The 16,988-nt window shown below is 61.1% G+C and carries 14 protein-coding genes and 1 tRNA gene; 8 read left to right on the top strand and 7 right to left on the bottom strand.

The genetic code is table 11. The annotated features are described in order from the left end of the window. Nucleotides 1-64 precede the first annotated feature (64 nt). On the bottom strand, nt 65-1,402 hold the full coding sequence (locus GKZ68_RS13450) for a TolC family protein (protein ID WP_173115629.1): 1,338 nt from the start codon (nt 1,400-1,402) through the stop codon (nt 65-67). Nucleotides 1,403-1,483: 81 nt separating this feature from the next. After that, on the bottom strand, nt 1,484-1,915 hold the full coding sequence (locus GKZ68_RS13445) for a hypothetical protein (protein ID WP_173115627.1): 432 nt from the start codon (nt 1,913-1,915) through the stop codon (nt 1,484-1,486). Between the two features lie 187 nt (nt 1,916-2,102). On the opposite strand from GKZ68_RS13445, the gene GKZ68_RS13440 reads away from it, so the two are divergent. Beyond that, entirely contained in the window at nt 2,103-2,870 is a 768-nt protein-coding gene (locus GKZ68_RS13440; RefSeq protein WP_173115625.1) for a hypothetical protein, read from the top strand. A gap of 30 nt (nt 2,871-2,900) precedes the next feature. Further along, nucleotides 2,901-3,932: a YncE family protein gene (locus tag GKZ68_RS13435; protein ID WP_173115623.1), complete on the top strand. Its 1,032-nt coding sequence runs from the start codon at nt 2,901-2,903 to the stop codon at nt 3,930-3,932. Nucleotides 3,933-4,030: 98 nt separating this feature from the next. Here the strand turns inward: GKZ68_RS13435 and GKZ68_RS13430 are convergent, their stop codons facing one another. The 3 genes from GKZ68_RS13430 to GKZ68_RS13420 all read right to left on the bottom strand — a co-directional run bounded on the left by GKZ68_RS13430 (nt 4,031) and on the right by GKZ68_RS13420 (nt 5,995). Continuing rightward, on the bottom strand, nt 4,031-4,288 hold the full coding sequence (locus GKZ68_RS13430; protein ID WP_173115621.1) for a hypothetical protein: 258 nt from the start codon (nt 4,286-4,288) through the stop codon (nt 4,031-4,033). 798 nt (nt 4,289-5,086) lie between these two features. Next, nucleotides 5,087-5,160, bottom strand: a tRNA-Arg gene (locus tag GKZ68_RS13425). Nucleotides 5,161-5,287: 127 nt separating this feature from the next. Continuing rightward, complete coding sequence (locus GKZ68_RS13420) at nt 5,288-5,995, bottom strand: TVP38/TMEM64 family protein (protein WP_254244001.1); 708 nt, start codon at nt 5,993-5,995, stop codon at nt 5,288-5,290. A 109-nt stretch (nt 5,996-6,104) separates the two neighbouring features. Here GKZ68_RS13420 and GKZ68_RS13415 point away from each other — a divergent pair, with 109 nt between their 5' ends. The 4 genes from GKZ68_RS13415 (at nt 6,105) to GKZ68_RS13400 (ending at nt 12,278) form a co-directional block, all read left to right on the top strand. Beyond that, nucleotides 6,105-7,244, top strand: a complete 1,140-nt coding sequence (locus GKZ68_RS13415; protein WP_173115617.1) for a cystathionine gamma-synthase — start codon at nt 6,105-6,107, stop codon at nt 7,242-7,244. Nucleotides 7,245-7,454: 210 nt separating this feature from the next. Next, nucleotides 7,455-8,069: a GDSL-type esterase/lipase family protein gene (locus GKZ68_RS13410; RefSeq protein WP_173115615.1), complete on the top strand. Its 615-nt coding sequence runs from the start codon at nt 7,455-7,457 to the stop codon at nt 8,067-8,069. Between the two features lie 43 nt (nt 8,070-8,112). Beyond that, nucleotides 8,113-9,102 (top strand): MBL fold metallo-hydrolase, encoded by a 990-nt coding sequence (locus GKZ68_RS13405; protein WP_173115613.1) that lies wholly within the window; start codon nt 8,113-8,115, stop codon nt 9,100-9,102. Between the two features lie 365 nt (nt 9,103-9,467). Beyond that, nucleotides 9,468-12,278: a TonB-dependent receptor gene (locus GKZ68_RS13400; RefSeq protein ID WP_173115611.1), complete on the top strand. Its 2,811-nt coding sequence runs from the start codon at nt 9,468-9,470 to the stop codon at nt 12,276-12,278. A gap of 73 nt (nt 12,279-12,351) precedes the next feature. Here GKZ68_RS13400 and GKZ68_RS13395 read toward each other — a convergent pair whose 3' ends face one another. Both GKZ68_RS13395 and GKZ68_RS13390 read right to left on the bottom strand, forming a co-directional pair. Beyond that, a complete protein-coding gene (locus GKZ68_RS13395) occupies nt 12,352-13,785 on the bottom strand; it encodes a hypothetical protein (RefSeq protein WP_173115609.1) in 1,434 nt (477 codons plus the stop codon). 88 nt (nt 13,786-13,873) lie between these two features. Continuing rightward, the gene (locus GKZ68_RS13390) at nt 13,874-14,875 is read right to left on the bottom strand and encodes an OmpA family protein (RefSeq protein ID WP_254244000.1); all 1,002 of its coding nucleotides are present in this window, start codon (nt 14,873-14,875) and stop codon (nt 13,874-13,876) included. Nucleotides 14,876-15,129: 254 nt separating this feature from the next. Here GKZ68_RS13390 and accD point away from each other — a divergent pair, with 254 nt between their 5' ends. Both accD and GKZ68_RS13380 read left to right on the top strand, forming a co-directional pair. Further along, nucleotides 15,130-15,975: an acetyl-CoA carboxylase, carboxyltransferase subunit beta gene (gene accD, locus GKZ68_RS13385; protein ID WP_173115607.1), complete on the top strand. Its 846-nt coding sequence runs from the start codon at nt 15,130-15,132 to the stop codon at nt 15,973-15,975. A 109-nt stretch (nt 15,976-16,084) separates the two neighbouring features. Continuing rightward, on the top strand, nt 16,085-16,834 hold the full coding sequence (locus GKZ68_RS13380) for an OmpA family protein (protein ID WP_173115605.1): 750 nt from the start codon (nt 16,085-16,087) through the stop codon (nt 16,832-16,834). Nucleotides 16,835-16,988 lie beyond the last annotated feature (154 nt).

Here is a 16,988-nt window from a genome sequence, read left to right as displayed (position 1 = left end):
CCATCGTTCGGCTCCCCCGCTCCTGTTTGGAGAGGGGGCCGGGAGGTGAGGCACCGTCCTCCAACTACCACGTCCAGTAGTTGTAAGCATTAATCAACAGCAGGCGGTTATTCTCCAGCAGTACCAGGTCGCGGGCGGCGGCGGCGTAGTTTTTGAGCACCTGTACGTAGTTTACCACCGACAGCTGGCCGGCAATCACCTCGCGCTTGTACGAGTCGAGTACCTGGCGGTAGCTGGCAATCTGCTCGCGGGCCAGGCGCTGGCGCTCATCAAGCTGGCGTACTTCGTAGAGCAGCCGCTGCTGGCGCACGGGGTTGATGGTGGCGAAGTTCTGCTGGTAGGCGCGGGTGGTTTCGAGCAGCACCCTAGCGCGGTCGCGGCTGGTCTGGCGCTGGTGCCCGTCAAACAGATACACGCTAAACTGCAAGCCCGCGCTCACCCCAAAGCGCTGCGGAATATCGGCCAGGGTCACGGCCTCCAGCCCGCCGTTGGCGAAAGCGTTGACCAGCGGCTTGTAGCGCAGCTCAAACACGCGCTGGTTGGCGGCCAGCGTGAGGCTATCGAGCCGATAGCGGGTAGTGAAGCCCGACAAGCCCGGCGCGGGGCCGGTGCGGCGCAGGGGCAAATCGGGCGGGGCTAGCGCCACCTCGGCCGTATCGCCCAGCCCGCAGAGCACATTCAGGTCGAGTAAATCGCGGTGGTATGCCGTGCGGTAGGTGTTGAGAAACAACTGCTGGGTTTCGACCTCAATGCTGAGCAGGGCGTAGTCCGACTGCTTCAGCAGGCTCGCCTCCACCAGCTTGCGCACGAGTAAGCGCTGCTTGTCCAGAATTCCCAGCAGCTCGCGCACGTAGCTGAGCTGGTCTAAATCCTGCCGGCACAAGATGTACTGGTCGCCCACCAGCTTCTCTAGGTCGTGCAGCGAGAGCTGCGACAGATTTTGCTGGCTCCGGGCCAGCCCCTGCGCCTGCTGGGCGTAGGCCTCGAAGCGCTTCTGGTTGAAGAGCGGCTGCGTAAGCTGGGCGTAGCCCTGGTAGAGCGCGCCGTTGCTCAGGGCCACGTCGTAGCCCACGTAGTTGTTGGTAGTAGCGTCGGCCGCGTAGCTGAGGCGGGTGCGGCCGTTGTCGCGGGTCAGCACCGGCACGGCGGTGTAGTTGCCCACCAGCGTGCCGTTGGCCTTGGTGTAAAAGGCGCGTAGGCGCTCGGTTTCGAGCTGCACGGCGCGGCCCTGGTTGCGCACGTCGGCACTCAGCGGGCTGTTTTGCCGGGCCTGGGTCAGGTAGAACGACAGGTCGCGGGTGGGGGAGGCGGCCGGCGCCTGCGCCCGCACCGGCAGCCCTAGCCCCACCCAGCCGGCTAGCAGCAGCGCCCGGACTGTCACCGATAAGCTTCTATTACTCATACTATTTCCTGGCTCTTGTAGTCTTGCTGGCGCGGTGGCTAGCTTTTTGGGGCAATGCGGCGCCATGCCTAACGGCTGGCGCTAATAGGCTACTAGCCGGCCATCGGCGGTGAAAAGTACGTCTTGCTTTGTGCTGCCTTTCGCTACTGCGGCCTCGTATACGGTGGTACCGTTAGCTTTGGTAATGCTGGCGGCCTCGGCCCCTGTGCAGGCTTGATAATCGCGGGCTAAGGTGGCGCGCACGGCGGCCGGCAGCTGGGTAGCCGGCATAGCCGTTTCAATTTCCTGAATTACCCCGGTGGGCGTGATAACGGCCGACATCGTTTTGCCGTTCAACCTAAAACCGGCTTCAAAGTTGGCGCCTTCTTTTTCCCACGTTACCGTTTTCACGGCCGGAAACTTGGCGCCGAACGTGGCCTGAGCCGCGGCCGGCACTTGGGTAGGAGCTATTTTTTGGGCGTAGGCAACGCTAGCCAGCAGGGCCTCGCCGAATACGGACAACAGGCTTTTCATAGATAAAAAAATAAAATGCTTATCCAAACCTAGCGGCCGAATCTGGTGCTAATCTGACAAGCTAGCGCTGGGCTAGGCTAACCCAGCGAGCCGACTAGCTGGCTGCCAAGTTTCCGCCAGAATCGGCCGCTAGGTTTGCCGGCAACCTGCTTCCTGGCTAGCCCCAGCGGTCGCTATCATCTTGCTTATGAAAAAGATACCCGAAGTTACCCTGCTGTTCTGGGTGATGAAGATTTGCGCCACCACGCTGGGCGAAACCGGCGGCGACCTGCTGGCCCAAACCCTGAACGTGGGCTACGCCGTGAGCTCGCTGCTGTTCATCGGGTTTTTTCTGGTCACGCTGGCCGGGCAGCTGGCGGCTAAGCGCTACATCCCGGCGCTGTACTGGGCCGTGATTCTGGCCACCAGCACGGCCGGCACCACCATGTCCGACTACATGGACCGCACCCTGGGCCTGGGCTACGCCACCGGCACGGCCATCCTGGTTACCATCCTGATAGTAGTGCTGGGCCTGTGGCGCCTCACCGAAAAATCGCTCTCCGTGAGCGAGATAACGACCCGCCGGGGCGAACTCTTTTACTGGACGGCCATTCTGTTTTCGAATACGCTGGGCACCGCCCTGGGTGATTTTCTGGCCGACGACTCGGGCCTGGGCTTTGGCGGCGGGGCGCTGCTCATCGGCAGCCTGCTGGCGGTAGTGGTGCTGGCACACTTCTTCACCCGCATCTCAAATGTGCTTTTATTCTGGACAGCCTTCGTGCTCACGCGCCCCTTCGGCGCCACGTTCGGCGACTTGCTCACCAAGTCGCCCGAGAAGCACGGCCTGGGCTTTGGCACCAAGGGTTCGTCGCTCATTTTGCTCGGGTTGCTGGTGGGCCTCATCCTCTACACCACGCTGCGCCCGCAGCCCGCCGAGCCGGTGGCGGCCAAAGAGCCCGACCTACCGCGCGCCTAAGTACTTATCGCCTTTTACTGCTTTCGCCACATGAAAATTCTGCATTTTGCGGCCTTGGCCGCGCTCACCTCGCTGGGGCTGGCTAGCCCTGCCCACGCCCAAACGGCCCCTTATCGCCTGCTGCACACCATTGCGGTGGGCGGGGAGGGCGGCTGGGACTACCTCACCGTGGACCCGGCCGGCGAGCGCCTCTACCTCTCGCACGGCACGCAGGTCGAGGTAGTAGACTTGAAAACCCGTAAGGTTATCGGCACCATCCCCAATACGCCCGGCGTACACGGCATCGACGTGGTGCCCGGCGCCAACCGGGGCTACATCACCTGCGGGCGCAACAACACCTGCGTGATGTTTGACCTGAAGACGCTCAAAGCCATCGGCGCGCCCATCCCCACCGGCCCCAAGCCCGACGCGCTGCTCTACGATGCCTTTTCCAACCGCGTGTTTCTCTTCAGCAATGACGGGGGCAAGAGCACGGTGCTCAACGCCACCACCGGCGCGGTGGAGGGCACGGCCGAGCTGGGCGGCGATATCGAAGCCCCGGCCACCGACGGCAAAGGACACATTTTTGCCAATGTCGAGGATAAGAGTGAGGTGATTGAGTTTGACGCCAAAACCCTGGCCGTGCACCTGCGCCACAAGCTGGCCCCCGGCGAGGAGCCTACCGGCCTGGGCTACGACCCCAAAAATAACCGCCTCTTCAGCGCCTGCCACAACGAGAAGCTGGTCGTGACCGACAGCAAGACGGGCCAGCAAATCGCCGTGCTGCCCATCGGGGCCGGCGTGGACGGGGCCGTATTCGACCCCTCGACCCAGAACATCGTGACCTCCAACGGCTCGGGCACGTTCACCGTCATCCACCAGGACTCGCCCACCAACTACACGGTGGTAGCCAACGTGCCCACGGCCAAGGGCGCCCGCACCATCGCCCTTGACCCCAAGAGCCACCACCTCTTCACCTGCACCGCCGACTACGGCCCCACGCCGGCCGCCACTGCCGAAAACCCGCGCCCGCGCCCCAGCATCGTGCCCGGTACCTTTCGCGTGCTCGAGTTTGGCCGCTAACCCAAGCCAGCTGGTAAATGAAGCCCTAGCCAGCAACGACTTTCGTTGCTGGCTAGGGCTCTTTATCAAAGAGAATGAGCCTTTAAAAGGCTAGCCTGCTATTGCTTGGCGGGGGCCACCGGCCTGGGCGCGGGCTTGCTGTCGCGCAGCATTTCGTTGCCCAGGGCTTCCGTGTTCTTCATCACTTTGGGGCCTTTGTAGGTGGCCGCCCGATGGTCAGCGGTTTGACGCTCGGTGGCAGCCTTGTCCTTGGTATTCACCGTTTTGGCGGTAACCTTGGGCATTCCCTGCGCCTGAGCAGTGAGCGCCAGCGCGGCCAATGACAGGCCGCTGATTAGGGAAAATAGCGTTTTCATGGGTTAGGACGTTTAGAATGCGCAGTATGATTGGTTTAGCTGGCAATTCCCCAAACCTTACCAACTAATTTTCATGTTTACTAGCGCGCTTTCGTGCAGGTTGATGATATGAGGCGAGGCAAAAAAATGCTTCCCGGAAGCCCATACTACCTGGCAGAGTGAGTATGGTTGATGAGCAGTTAATAGGTGTATCATTAGACACAAGTAAATGCCTGCGAAATACTTAATTAACTTTTCTGACTGGGAGCCGCATCCGCATGTCCGTGGGCTTGCTTTTTTGCACCATTTTCCGGCCTAAAGCTTTGCTATCCTTCACCACTTGGGGGCCCTGGTAAGCAGCGGCGCGCTGGTCCGCCGTTTTAGGAGCTTTAGCGGGCGTCGGGTTGTCGTGGGACGTAGCCGGCGTTTGAGCCTGGCCGATGAACAGGAGCGCCGACAGCGCCAGGGTACCGATAAATAGTGGAAGGGCTTTCATAAACTTAAACGGCTAACAGTGGGGTATCGCGGATGTCTTAAAACAATGGTTAGCCCACAGTAGCCGCCGCTTGCAAAGACCCCGTAAATATGCAGGATAAAGCTATGATTTTAGGCTTTTTATGGGAGTGTTTTTGAGAAAAGCCTGCAAAAGTGCTCACCAAAGCAGGCTTTTGGCTAGGTCTTTTGCTTTAGCACTAGCCGATAATTACAATTTTAATATCTATCACCGTGGAATGCCAAAACCAGTATCAAAATGATTTCTCACATACTGCCACGGAATAATAAAAAAGGCCCCTAGCAATGCGCTAGGGGCCTTTTTCGTGGTCGTATAAGGAGTCGAACCTTAAACCTTCTGATTCGTAGTCAGATGCTCTATCCAATTGAGCTATACAACCCTCTTCCCGTGTTGGGACTGCAAAGGTAGGAAGAAATTTTTGGGCGACGCAAATTCAAGAAGAAGATTTCTGCTTGCAAATGCCTGCGTAAGCTACAATTTGGTAATAATCAGTCATAAAAAATAAGCTAGCCAGCCACATTCCTCCGCAGCACGCGCTGTAAAGCCCGGTTGAATACCATGTAGAGGCCAAACAGCGAGGCCGCAATCAGCCCTACTAGGACCAGCTTGCTGAGGGTACCCTCGTCGGGGTCACGCAGCAGGGCTAGCACGTCCTGCGCCTTAGTACCGAGCCAGTAGAAAAACAGGCTGCGCGGCAACATACCCAGCACCGAAGCTACCAGGAAGCGGCGACGCGCCACGCCCACGATGGCCAGCACAAAGGTCATGAGCGCAAACGGCAGCACTGGCGATAAGCGCGTGAGGATAATCAGCGGCCAGCTCTGGCTTTGCAGCTCGGCCAGCACGGCGTCGGCCTTCGGAAAATGGTGGAGCACGGCGCGCAGCTTGCCGTGGTCGAGGCGGCGGGCCAGCTCGTAGCCCAGCGCGGCGGCCAGTGCGTAGGCCGCCACCATGCCCGCTAGCCCATTCCAGCCGAAATAATAGCCCGTAACGATGGCCACGAACGTAGTGGGCGTGAGGGCCAGCGCCATTGTAAGGCCCACCACCAGAAAATACAGCAGGCTTTGGCCCGGCGCCAGGTGTTGCAGCAAGGTAGGCCGCTCGTAGAGCAGGCCCAGCACCGAGGCCGAGCCCAGCACGGGCACTGCTACCAGCAGGCCCATGGTGAGGAAGGTAGAAAAATTCTTCTGGAAAAGCTCGCGCAAAAAAGCCATTAGCGGGGGAGGGGAGAGTAGGCCAAGGTACGGCGACGGCCCGAATGGCGTTGGGCGGCGACCTTTGCTAGGGCAGTAGCACCTGCTGCCCGCTTTTTCCTTTCCACCCATGAAATTCGCCACCAAAGCCATCCATGCCGGCGTGCACCCCGACCCCGAAACCGGGGCCATCATGACGCCCATCTACCAGACCTCGACCTACGCCCAGCGCTCGCCGGGCGATAATAAAGGCTACGAGTACTCGCGCACCCACAACCCCACCCGTACCCAATTGCAAGACGCCCTGGCGGCCCTCGACGGCGGCCGGCACGGGCTAGCCTTCGCCTCGGGCATGGCCGCTATCGACTGCGTGCTGCGCCTGCTTAAGCCCGGCGATGAGGTGATTTCGACCGATGACCTGTACGGCGGCTCTTACCGCATCATGACCAGGGTGTACGAGCCGCTGGGCATTAAATTTCACTTCGTCCCGATGGGCGACATCGCCAAGGTGCGCGAGAAAGTAACGGCCAAAACCAAGCTCATCTGGGTCGAAACGCCCACCAATCCGCTGCTCAATATCATCGACGTAGCCGCCGCCGCTAGCCTTGCCAAGGAGGCCGGGGCGCTGCTGGCCGTTGATAATACCTTCTCGACGCCTTTCTTGCAGGAGCCCTTGGCGCTGGGGGCCGACATCGTGGTGTACTCGCTCACCAAGTACATGGCCGGCCACTCGGATGTGGTGATGGGCGCGCTGGTTTTTAACGACGACCAGCTACTGAAGGACCTTAGCTTTTACCAGAATGCCTGCGGCGGCACGCCCGGCCCGCAAGACTGCTTTTTGGTGCTGCGCGGCCTCAAAACCCTGCACCTGCGCATGCAGCGCCACTGTGAAAACGGCCGCGCCGTGGCCGAGTACCTGCGCCAGCATCCTAAGGTGGAAAAAGTGTACTGGCCCGGTTTCGAGAACCACCCCAATCACGCGGTAGCCGCCAAGCAGATGCGCGACTTTGGCGGCATGATTTCCTTCGTGCTGAAGGGTGATAAGCAGGAAGACGCCATCGCGGTGCTCGAAAAATTTCAGCTCTTCACCCTGGCCGAAAGCCTGGGCGGCGTGGAAAGCCTGAGTGGCCACCCCGCCACCATGACCCACGCCAGCATTCCGGCCGAGCAGCGCCGCAGGGCCGGCCTCTCCGACTCGCTCATTCGCCTGAGCGTGGGCATCGAGGATGCTGAGGATTTGATTGACGACCTGGCCCAGGCAATAGGCTAGGGGCTAGCGCGTTAATTTGGGGAGCGCCGGGTGGGCCGTACGGCTGGCTCGGCGCTTTTGCGTGTGGCAAACCGGCACCACTTTATTCCGGCGTAAGTAGTCGCCAGGCTTTCCTTGGTGTATCTGGCGTGGCCGTGTGCGCTGCTGGCTACTTTTGCCTGCGCTGCCCGCCCGGCGCCCGGCCCGGCCACTACGGCGCCAGCTCCTCCCATGACTACTGCTGCCATTTCGTACCTTGCCCTCGGCGACTCCTATACTATCGGCGAAGGCGCCCTGGCGGCCGACCGCTGGCCGGTGCAGCTCGCCGGCTTGGCCTGTGCCCAAGGCCTGAACCTGGCTAGCCCCGACATTATTGCCCGCACCGGCTGGAACACCGCCGAGCTGCAGGAAGCCATCGCGGCCAGTGGCAACCATCGCCGCGACTACGGCCTGGTGTCGCTGCTCATCGGCGTCAATAACCAATACCGGGGCCAGGGTGTGGAGCTGTACCGCCAGGAGTTTCGGCAGCTGCTGGCTACGGCCGAGGCCTACGCGGGCGGGGCTAGCGGCCACGTAGTGGTGCTCAGCATCCCCGATTGGGGCCAGACGCCCTTCGCCCACGACCGCGACCCGGCGCAGATAGCCCACGAAATTGACCAGTTCAACGCCGTGGCCCAGGCCGAGTGCCAGGCAGCCGGCGTGACTTTTGTGCCCATCACCGACCTGACGCGGGCGGCCGCCGGCGACGCCAGCCAGTTTACCAGCGACGGCCTGCACTACACTGGCTCTCAAATGCGCCAGTGGGCTAGCCGGGCGCTACCCGTGGTGAAGGGGATGTTGAAGTAAAGCGCGGCCGGTTTCGTCTGCGGAGCTTTCCTTCGCTTTCCTTATGCAGCTTCAGCCCCGCCACTCCGGTAAAAAATACTACAACGTGCTGCCCACCAGCGTGAGCCCGCCTTCGGGCTACGGGGCTTTGCTGCGCCGCTACATTTTTGAGAAAGCCGAGCGCGAGCCCCACCAGCCGCTCGGCCCTTTCCCGGCCGATGCGGCGGCGCTGGCCGCGCCCGTGCCGGCCGATGCCCTGCGCGTGACCTGGCTGGGCCACAGCACCACGCTGATTGAAGTAGATGGCCGCCGCTTTCTCACCGACCCCGTGTGGAGCCAGCGGGCCTCTCCCTCGCAGCTGGTGGGGCCGAAGCGGTTTTTTGCGCCGCCGCTGCCGCTGGCCCAATTGCCGCCGCTCGACGGCATTATTCTTTCGCACGACCACTACGACCACCTCGACGAGGCGGCCATCCGGGCGCTGGCGCCGCGCGGCGAGCGGTTTTTTTGTCCGCTCGGGGTGGGCGCGCACCTGCGCCGCTGGGGCGTGCCAGCCGCACGCATTACCGAGGCCACGTGGTGGGATAAAATCGAGCTAGGAGATGATTTTGAGCTGATTGCTACGCCCGCGCGCCATTTTTCGGGCCGGGGCCTGCTCAACCGCGACAGCACCCTTTGGGCCTCGTGGGTACTGAAAGGCCCGCGGCACCGCGTATTTTTTGGTGGCGACTCGGGCCCATTTGACGAAGCCTTCCGGCAGATTGGCGCGGCCTACGGGCCGTTCGACCTCGTGATGCTCGAAATTGGTGCCTCCGACCCCGAGTGGGCCGATATTCACCTCGGGCCCGACAATGCGCTGGCTGCGCACCGGCTGCTGGGCGGCGGCCCGCTGCTGCCGCTGCACTGGGGCACGTTCAACCTGGCGTTTCACGCCTGGCGGCAGCCGGTGCAGCGCCTCATCGAGGCGGCCGGGCCGGAGGTGCCGCTGCTGCTGCCTGCACCCGGCCAGCGCGTGAATGTCGTTGCCGGGCCGCTGGCCTCGTATTGGTGGAAATAAATTGTGATGAATTAACGAATTGATAATAAATTAGTAACGAACAAATGCCGGGGGAATTTCGGTGGGCAGATGAACAAACCCTGAGCGGGTTAGTTCGTTGCTGCTCATCTTAGCGGCAGCTCACGCCGGGTAGCTGGCCAGTAGGCTACCCACGCTTACCTACCTATCTGATGCAGGTCCAGCGCCCTAGCTGGCGGCTCTTCCGCTCTCTTCCCCACCCATTTTACTGCGGGCAAACTACTTGAGTGGCAACTAGCCGGATGCTAGCGAAAGCCGCGCAGGATACTAGTAACTTATTGAGAAAAAATTAGATAACTTGCTTTCATTCTCCCTTCACTTGCTTTCACTAAAACCCTAACCCTTTCATGAGAAAACGCTTACTTACTCCCTTATTTACGGTGGTGGCCCTGGCGGCGCACGCGCAAAAAGTGACCGTAACGGGCCGGGTGCTCAGCGCCTCCGGCGAGGCCCAGCCCGGTGCCACCGTGCTGGAGCGCGGCACTACTAACGGCACCTCAACGGGCGCCAACGGCGACTTCTCACTAGCCGTAACGCCCGGCGCCACGCTCACCATCTCGGCCATCGGCTTTGCCACCCAGCAGGTGCCGGTGAATGGCCGCACCAGCCTGGAGGTGCGCCTGACGGCCTCGGCCACCGACCTTGGCGACGTGGTTGTCACCGGCTCGCGCGCCACTGAAGGCCGCTCTAATATCCTGACTACCTCGCCGGTCGACGTGATTTCGGCCCGCGAAATCAAGGCCTTTGCCCAAACCGACGTGAGCCAGGTGCTGACCTACGCGGCGCCCTCGTTTCAGTCGTCGCGCCAGTCGATTTCCGATGGTACTGACGCCATCGACCCGGCTAGCCTGCGCGGGCTAGGCCCCGACCAGGTGCTGGTGCTCGTGAATGGCAAGCGTCGCCACCAGCAGTCGCTGGTGAACATCAACGGCACCATCGGGCGCGGCTCGGTGGGCACCGACCTGAGCGTGATTCCGGCGGCCAGCATCAAGCGCATTGAGGTGCTGCGCGATGGGGCGGCGGCGCTCTACGGCTCCGACGCCATTGCGGGCGTGATTAATATTCAGCTTAAAGACGACTCGACGGGCTTCCAGAGTTCCGGCTACTATGGCCAGACGACCCAGAGCGACGGCAAAACCGAGCAGGCCGACGTCAACTTTGGCGTAGGCCTCAACCACCGGGGCTACCTCGACGTGAGCGGGCAATTTATCAACCGGGGCTACACCAACCGGGCATTTACCGATACGGCGCCGCTCATTTACCTGGGTGCCAACGGTGGCAACTACCCCACCTCGGCTAACACTGAGCAGGCCCGCCGTGACCTCAAGGCGCAGGACGACGCCTTGGTCGCTAAAAATGGCTTTGACCGCGTCGACCTGCGCGTGGGCCAGTCTTCCACGCGCAACTTCGGCGGCTATCTCAATGGCGCCTACCGCCTGGGCCAGGGCTACGAGGTGTACGTGGGCGGCGGCGCCTCGTACCGCACGGGCCGCGCGCCGGGCTTTAACCGCCTACCCAACCAGCCCACGCAGAGCGACTTGTTTCTATTCCCGAATGGCTTCCTGCCGTTCATCAACACCACGATTTACGACCAGTCGGCCATCACGGGCATCCGTAAGAGCTACGGCGAACTGTTCGTAGACTTGAGCAACACTTTTGGCCGCAACGAGCTGGACTACAACGTAGATGGCTCCATTAATGCCTCGCTGCCGCAGGGCGCTAGCCTGGTCACGGTGAACCCCACGAGTTTCTACGCCGGCAAGCTGGCTTTTTTGCAGAACACGACCAACCTGGCGCTGTCGCGCAAGTTTCACAACCTGGGCCCGCTAGCTACCCTCAACGTAGCGGCCGGCGGCGAGTTTCGCTTCGATAATTTCCTCATTGGGCGGGGCGAATATGCCTCGTATATCAACGGCGGGCGCTTGTATAACAACGCGCCCACGGCGTCGGGCTCGCAGGTGTTTCCGGGCTACCAGCCGCAGGATGAGGTGAATAAGTCGCGCACCAACCTGGCCGGCTACCTCGACCTCGAAAGCGACATCACCGACCGCCTGCTGGTGCACGCCGCCGGCCGTGCCGAGCGCTACAGCGACTTTGGTGGCAACGTAAGCGGCCAGCTGGGCGCGCGCCTAAGCCTCATCGACGCCGTAGCGTTGCGCGGCTCACTTGGCAATGGCTTCCGGGCGCCTTCGCTCCAGCAGCGCTACTTCACCAACACCAGCACGCAGTTTGTGAGCGGCGTAGCCAATCAGGTGCTCACGGTGAACAACGATAACCCCATCGTGCGCAACGACATCTCGAATCCCACGCAGCCCGGCTTTGGCGTGGAGCCGCTGAAGCAGGAGAAATCGACCAACTACAGCGTGGGCCTTACCGCCAGTGCCGGCCGCCAGTTTACGCTGACCGTGGATGCCTACCAGATTGACATCCGCGACCGCATTGTGCTTTCGGCGCAGTTTACGCGCACCAATCCGCTCGTAGCCACCATTCTGGGTACGCTGCCCGTGAGCCGGGTGCAGTTCTTCGCCAATGCCGTGAATACCCGCACGCAAGGTATTGATATTGTAGCGAATGAGCGTATTGCGCTCGGCGAAAAAAGCCGCTTGCTGCTGACCGCCGCCGCCAACTTTAACCATACGGAGGTGCGCAGCTTCAACAGCAGCTCGACCACCGTGAACAACGACCAAACGGTGGGCACCAGCAACCTGCAAAACACGCTCTTTGACCGCGCCCAGCGCACCCGCCTCGAAAGCGGCAACCCGCGCAGCAAAATCAACCTCTCAGCGGCCTACAACGTCGGCATCTTCGGCATCGAGGCCCGCACGGTGCGCTTTGGGGAGATTAAAACCGCCGACGCCGACCCGACCCGCGCCTACCTCGACCAAACGTTCTCGGCCAAGTGGATTACCGACCTCACGGTTAGCGCCCAGTTTACCAAGCAGCTGGGCCTCACGGTGGGCGTGAATAACCTGTTTGACGTGTACCCCGACAAGATTTACGTGGACCCACGCAACAACCCCAACAATTTTTCGGCCGACCCCGCCACGAGCTTCAGCTCCTCGCTCGATAACTCGAACCGTGGCCGTTTCCTCTATAGCGCCAACCAGTTTGGTTTTATGGGTGCGTACTACTTCACGCGCCTGAATATCAATCTGTAAGCTAAAATTGCAATTAACTTAAAAGGCCCGTTCTGCTAGCAGAACGGGCCTTTTTCGTGCCAGAGACGGTATGTTAGTTGGCGGCGTGCAGCAGGCGGGCTAGCGGGCGGCCGTCGGCACCGCGCGCCAGGTAAAGGCCCGCCGGCAGGCTAGCGGCGGGCTGCCACAGCACGCGGCCATCGGCCCCGGCGCGCAGCTGCGCCACGGTGCGGCCCAGCTCATCCACGATAAAAACCAGTTGCCCGCCGGTGATAGCCTGAAACTGCACCTGGTCGCGGAAAGGCATCGGAAATGCCACGGCCGCCGCATCAGTAGCTGGGCGCGTGGCTAGGGTCTGGTTCGTTACCCGCAAATACAGGGTCTGCTCTACCGTGCTGTTGGGGCAGCCATCGTCAAACACCGCGATAGTAACCGTGTAAAAACCCGGCGGCAGGCTAGCCGGCACCCGCCAGGTTAGCCGGGCCTGCGTGGCAGTGAGCGCAGCCAGGCTCAGGCCGGGGACAATGCCGGTGGCCTCGCTGCTGAAGCGCAGGTGCTGGCCCGCGTCGGGGTCGGCGGCCGTGAGGGTGAGGTCTACTGTTTGGCCGGCGCGGATGTTGATGGTTTGGTCGGGCGACTGGGCCGGGCTGGCGCCTACGGCCAGGCTTGTGAAGCTAGGTGGCTGATTGGCAAGATTTTGGGCCAGATAGCTAATGTCGCGCGTCACGCTGCCAATACGTTGCCAGGTGCCGGCTATCTGCCGGTACTCATCCACGCGCACAGCCGTGAGGTAGTAGCCTTGCTGCACGCCACCAGTTGGTATGGTTACGGCGCCGGTAGCCGGATTAAGCTGAAAGTGCGGCGATACTGCGCCCGCGATGGCGGTGCCGCACGGCACCTGAACATCCAAGGCTTCTTGCGAGGCGACCAGGCTATACGCTACCGAGTCGCGGTCGGCATCATACGTGCTGAAGCTGTAGCGCTGCGCTAAGTTGCCTTGTAAGGAAGGCAGGAGCGTTGATAGAAAAGTAGGTGAGGTATCCTGGGTGATGAGCCGATTATCTAGGAAAGCAGCTACGTAAAAATTATGAATAGCTGGCAGGGCAGCGTTGCGGTTCTCCCCTGTAAAGCTCAGCGTCCACTGCCCGCGGGGCAAGTCAACGTCTACGTTGTACAAGAAAACGTCGGTATTGAAAGACGAGGTAAACCCGGAGTTGCTACCTACGCAAGCCACCTGGTCTAGCCGCGAAGTATGCGCCTTGAGAATATTGTCTACCCTAAAATTCCGTGGGTCAACTGAATGACAGTCACCTATCGTGCCATACAAGGTGACTGTTGGCTGCTCAACCCCCGTGATATCCCGAAATAGGCGCAGTGTAACGCGGTAGCGCGGCACATTGGGTGTGGTCGAGGCTATCGAATTATAGGCGATATCGCCGCCTCTGATGTGAGAAGCCTGTGCGGCCGGCCCAAGGCTCAGCCAAAGAAGCCCGGCCAGCAGCCAGCGCCAATGAAAAAATTGGTTCATAGAATACCCTAGCGAAGAGCGTAATTTGTTGTCTTAAATATAGTAACAACTTGCGCACTTCGCTAGGGTAGAATGGAAGTAACGCCTCTTACTTGCTGCTGGCTGCGCTGTTGCCGTCGAGAATCTGAAATAGCTCGTCGAGCTTGGGCGTGAGGATAATTTCGGTGCGGCGGTTGAGGGCCTTGTTCTGGGGCGAGTCGTTGGCGGCCACCGGCACGTACTGCGAGCGGCCCGAGGCCGTGATGCGGCTTGGCTCGACGCCGCTGGCCGTGAGCAGGCGGGCAATGTCGGTGGCGCGCAGCGCGCTCAAATCCCAGTTGTCCTGGATGCCGCCGGTGGGGCGCATGGGCACGTTATCGGTGTGGCCCTCCACCACCACGTTCACGTCTTTTTGTTCTTGCAGCACGGTGGCTAGCTTCTTGAGGGCCTCCTGGCCCTTGGGGTCTACCTTGCTGGAGCCTGATTTGAAGAGCAGCTGCTCGGAGAGCGACACGTATACTTTGCCATCCTTGAGCTTGACTTGCAGCTCATTGGAGTTAAAGCTGAGCAGGGCTTTGCTCACGCGGGCCTTGAGGTCGTTCACGGCCTTATCCTTATCGGCCAGAGCCTGAGTGAGCTCGGCCAGCTTGGCCTCGCGGGCTGATAGGTCCGATTTAGCTTTTTGCAGGTTCAGGTCGAGCTGACCCAGCTCGGCTTCGCGGGTGGCCAGGTCTTTGGCTAGCTTGCCGTAGTCGGCGTTGCGGTCGGCCAGGGCGCGGTCGCTGTTTTTGAGCAGCTTATCGTAGCTGTCGGTGAGCTGGGTGTAGAGCGTGCGGGTGCGGCGCAGGGCGTTGCCAGTCTGGGTCGAGTCAGCCACGAGGCGCTTCTGGTCGAGGCGCGCTTCGGCCAGGGCGTCGGCGGTTTTTTGCAGGTCGGCCTTGGTTTGGCGCAGTTGGGTTTCGGCGGCGGTGCGGGCCTGTTCCTCGCTTTGCTGGCGGGCTTGCAGGTCTTCGTAGCGCTTGGCCGTGACGCAGCTGCTGAGGCTAGCGGCGCTGCCGGCCAGCAGCGCCAGGCCCAGCAGCGGGCGGGAAAAAAGTAGAATCTTTTTCAATGCAGAAAAATGCCGGAGAGTGGCGGCTAGGTGATGGTAGCGGCAAGTTACGGCCGCGCTAGGCTTGCCCGGTGCGGGTGGGCGCCCTAGTTTCAGGGGCGCGGCGTGGGCCCATGCCGGGCTACTTTCGCCCCGATGGTAACTATCGCGTAATTTTGCTAGCCTGAAGCGTAGAAAAAATAGGACGCGACGTAGGTAGTCCGCCGTTCAGCTTCTCTTCTTTACATTCGTCATCTCTCCACTTCCCCACCAGTATGGCTTGGTTCAAGCGCCAGGAAAAGGGCATTATTACCCCCACCGAGCAAAAAAAAGAAACGCCCGACGGCCTGTGGTATAAGTGCCCCGAGTGCAAAACCGTGGCCACGATGGCCGAGCACAAGCGCCTGCACTACGTATGTGCCAACTGCGGCCACCACGACCGCATCGACGCCTCGGCGTACTTCGAGCTGCTCTTCGACGGCGGCCAGTTTGAAGAGCTCGATGCCAATCTGACCTCCGGCGACCCGCTACACTTCGTCGATACCAAAGCCTACCCCCAGCGCGTGCAGGCCACCGAGCGCAGCACCGGCCTCAAAGACGCCGTGCGCACGGCCCACGGCCTGAGCGCCGGCCAGCCGCTGGTGATTGCCGCCATGGACTTTCGCTTCATCGGCGGCTCGATGGGCTCGGTGGTGGGCGAAAAAATAGCCCGCGCCATCGACTACGCCCGCCAGCACCGGGTGCCGTTTCTGATGATTTCGCGCTCGGGCGGCGCCCGCATGATGGAAGCCGGCTACTCGCTCATGCAGATGGCCAAAACCTCGGCCAAGCTAGCCCTGCTCGCCGAAGCCAAGGTGCCCTACGTGAGCCTGCTCACCGACCCCACCACGGGCGGCGTCACGGCCTCGTTTGCCATGCTCGGCGACTTCAACATTGCCGAGCCGGGCGCGCTCATCGGCTTTGCCGGCCCGCGTGTTATCAAAGAAACCATCGGCAAAGACTTGCCTAAGGGCTTTCAGAGCGCGGAATTTGTGCTCGAGCACGGCTTCCTCGATTTTATCGTGGACCGCCGCGAATTGAAGCAGCGCCTGGCCGACCTGCTCGGCATGCTGGCTCAGTAATGAGCGTACTTGGCACGACTTTGGAAAAGCCCGCTTTGGTAACCAGAGCGGGCTTTTGCGTATAAGGCCCGGCTGGTGATGTAATTTTCTTCATCTAGTCTTCATAAAAATGGTAACTTCTTCTAAGTCTTTCCTAGCCGCGCTGCTGGCCTTTGTGCTGCTGCTCGGCTCGTGCGCCTCGTCGCGCCAACCTACGACTACCCAGCCTGACCTGTCGAGTAATAATGGCACCGGGGTACGCAAGTCTGGTATGAATAAAACCACGAGAGGCGGCATTATTGGCGCCGGGAGTGGTGCCGTGGCTGGCGCAGTGCTGGGCCGCATTATTGGGGGCAGCCGGGGCACGGCGGCCGGGGCCATCCTGGGGGCGGCCGTGGGCGGCGGCGCGGGCGCCCTCATTGGCCGCAAGATGGACAAGCAGGCGGCCGAGCTGCAGCGCGACATGGCCAATGCCAAGGTGGAGCGCGTGGGCGAAGGTATTAAAATAACTTTCGACTCGGGCATCTTATTCGATACCAACAGCAGTGCGCTACGCCCGACTTCGCAGGCCGATATTTCGAAGCTGGCCGCCACACTCCAGAAATACCCCGATACCAACGTGCTGGTAGAAGGCCACACCGACAACACTGGCACCGATGCCATCAACCAGCCCCTGAGCGAGCAGCGCGCGCAGTCGGTGGCCAATGCACTTACGGCTCAGAATGTGGCTGGCAGCCGCATTACCACCAAAGGCTACGGCTCGACCCAGCCCGTGGGCGACAACTCGACGGCCGAAGGCAAGCAGGCCAACCGCCGCGTAGAAGTAGCCATCTTCGCCAACGAGAAAATGAAAAAGGCTGCCGAAGCCGGTACGCTTTAATCAGGCAAGCAGCGCCAACCAAAAAGCCTGGGCCTACGGTCCAGGCTTTTTTTCGGCTCGGGCACAACCTGGGTATTTTAAGTTGCGTTAAAATATCGTTGGTCTATCAAGGGCCTTTCAATTCTAAATGCTTCGTACTCACATGAAATCCTTC

Source organism: Hymenobacter sp. BRD128 (genome assembly GCF_013256625.1).
In the GTDB taxonomy this organism is placed as follows: domain Bacteria; phylum Bacteroidota; class Bacteroidia; order Cytophagales; family Hymenobacteraceae; genus Hymenobacter.
The sequence above is the reverse complement of the archived record's forward strand: the minus strand, read 5'-3'. Positions and strand labels throughout refer to the sequence as shown.

What these genes read in the sequence shown, in the direction of transcription:
- GKZ68_RS13450 (WP_173115629.1), bottom strand. Translation starts at nt 1,402, where the DNA reads ATGAGTAATAGAAGCTTATCGGTGACAGTCCGGGCGCTGCTGCTAGCC.
- GKZ68_RS13380 (WP_173115605.1), top strand. Translation starts at nt 16,085, where the DNA reads ATGGTAACTTCTTCTAAGTCTTTCCTAGCCGCGCTGCTGGCCTTTGTG.
- GKZ68_RS13405 (WP_173115613.1), top strand. Translation starts at nt 8,113, where the DNA reads ATGCAGCTTCAGCCCCGCCACTCCGGTAAAAAATACTACAACGTGCTG.
- accD (WP_173115607.1), top strand. Translation starts at nt 15,130, where the DNA reads ATGGCTTGGTTCAAGCGCCAGGAAAAGGGCATTATTACCCCCACCGAG.
- GKZ68_RS13410 (WP_173115615.1), top strand. Translation starts at nt 7,455, where the DNA reads ATGACTACTGCTGCCATTTCGTACCTTGCCCTCGGCGACTCCTATACT.
- GKZ68_RS13420 (WP_254244001.1), bottom strand. Translation starts at nt 5,995, where the DNA reads ATGGCTTTTTTGCGCGAGCTTTTCCAGAAGAATTTTTCTACCTTCCTC.
- GKZ68_RS13440 (WP_173115625.1), top strand. Translation starts at nt 2,103, where the DNA reads ATGAAAAAGATACCCGAAGTTACCCTGCTGTTCTGGGTGATGAAGATT.
- GKZ68_RS13435 (WP_173115623.1), top strand. Translation starts at nt 2,901, where the DNA reads ATGAAAATTCTGCATTTTGCGGCCTTGGCCGCGCTCACCTCGCTGGGG.
- GKZ68_RS13415 (WP_173115617.1), top strand. Translation starts at nt 6,105, where the DNA reads ATGAAATTCGCCACCAAAGCCATCCATGCCGGCGTGCACCCCGACCCC.
- GKZ68_RS13395 (WP_173115609.1), bottom strand. Translation starts at nt 13,785, where the DNA reads ATGAACCAATTTTTTCATTGGCGCTGGCTGCTGGCCGGGCTTCTTTGG.
- GKZ68_RS13400 (WP_173115611.1), top strand. Translation starts at nt 9,468, where the DNA reads ATGAGAAAACGCTTACTTACTCCCTTATTTACGGTGGTGGCCCTGGCG.
- GKZ68_RS13430 (WP_173115621.1), bottom strand. Translation starts at nt 4,288, where the DNA reads ATGAAAACGCTATTTTCCCTAATCAGCGGCCTGTCATTGGCCGCGCTG.
- GKZ68_RS13445 (WP_173115627.1), bottom strand. Translation starts at nt 1,915, where the DNA reads ATGAAAAGCCTGTTGTCCGTATTCGGCGAGGCCCTGCTGGCTAGCGTT.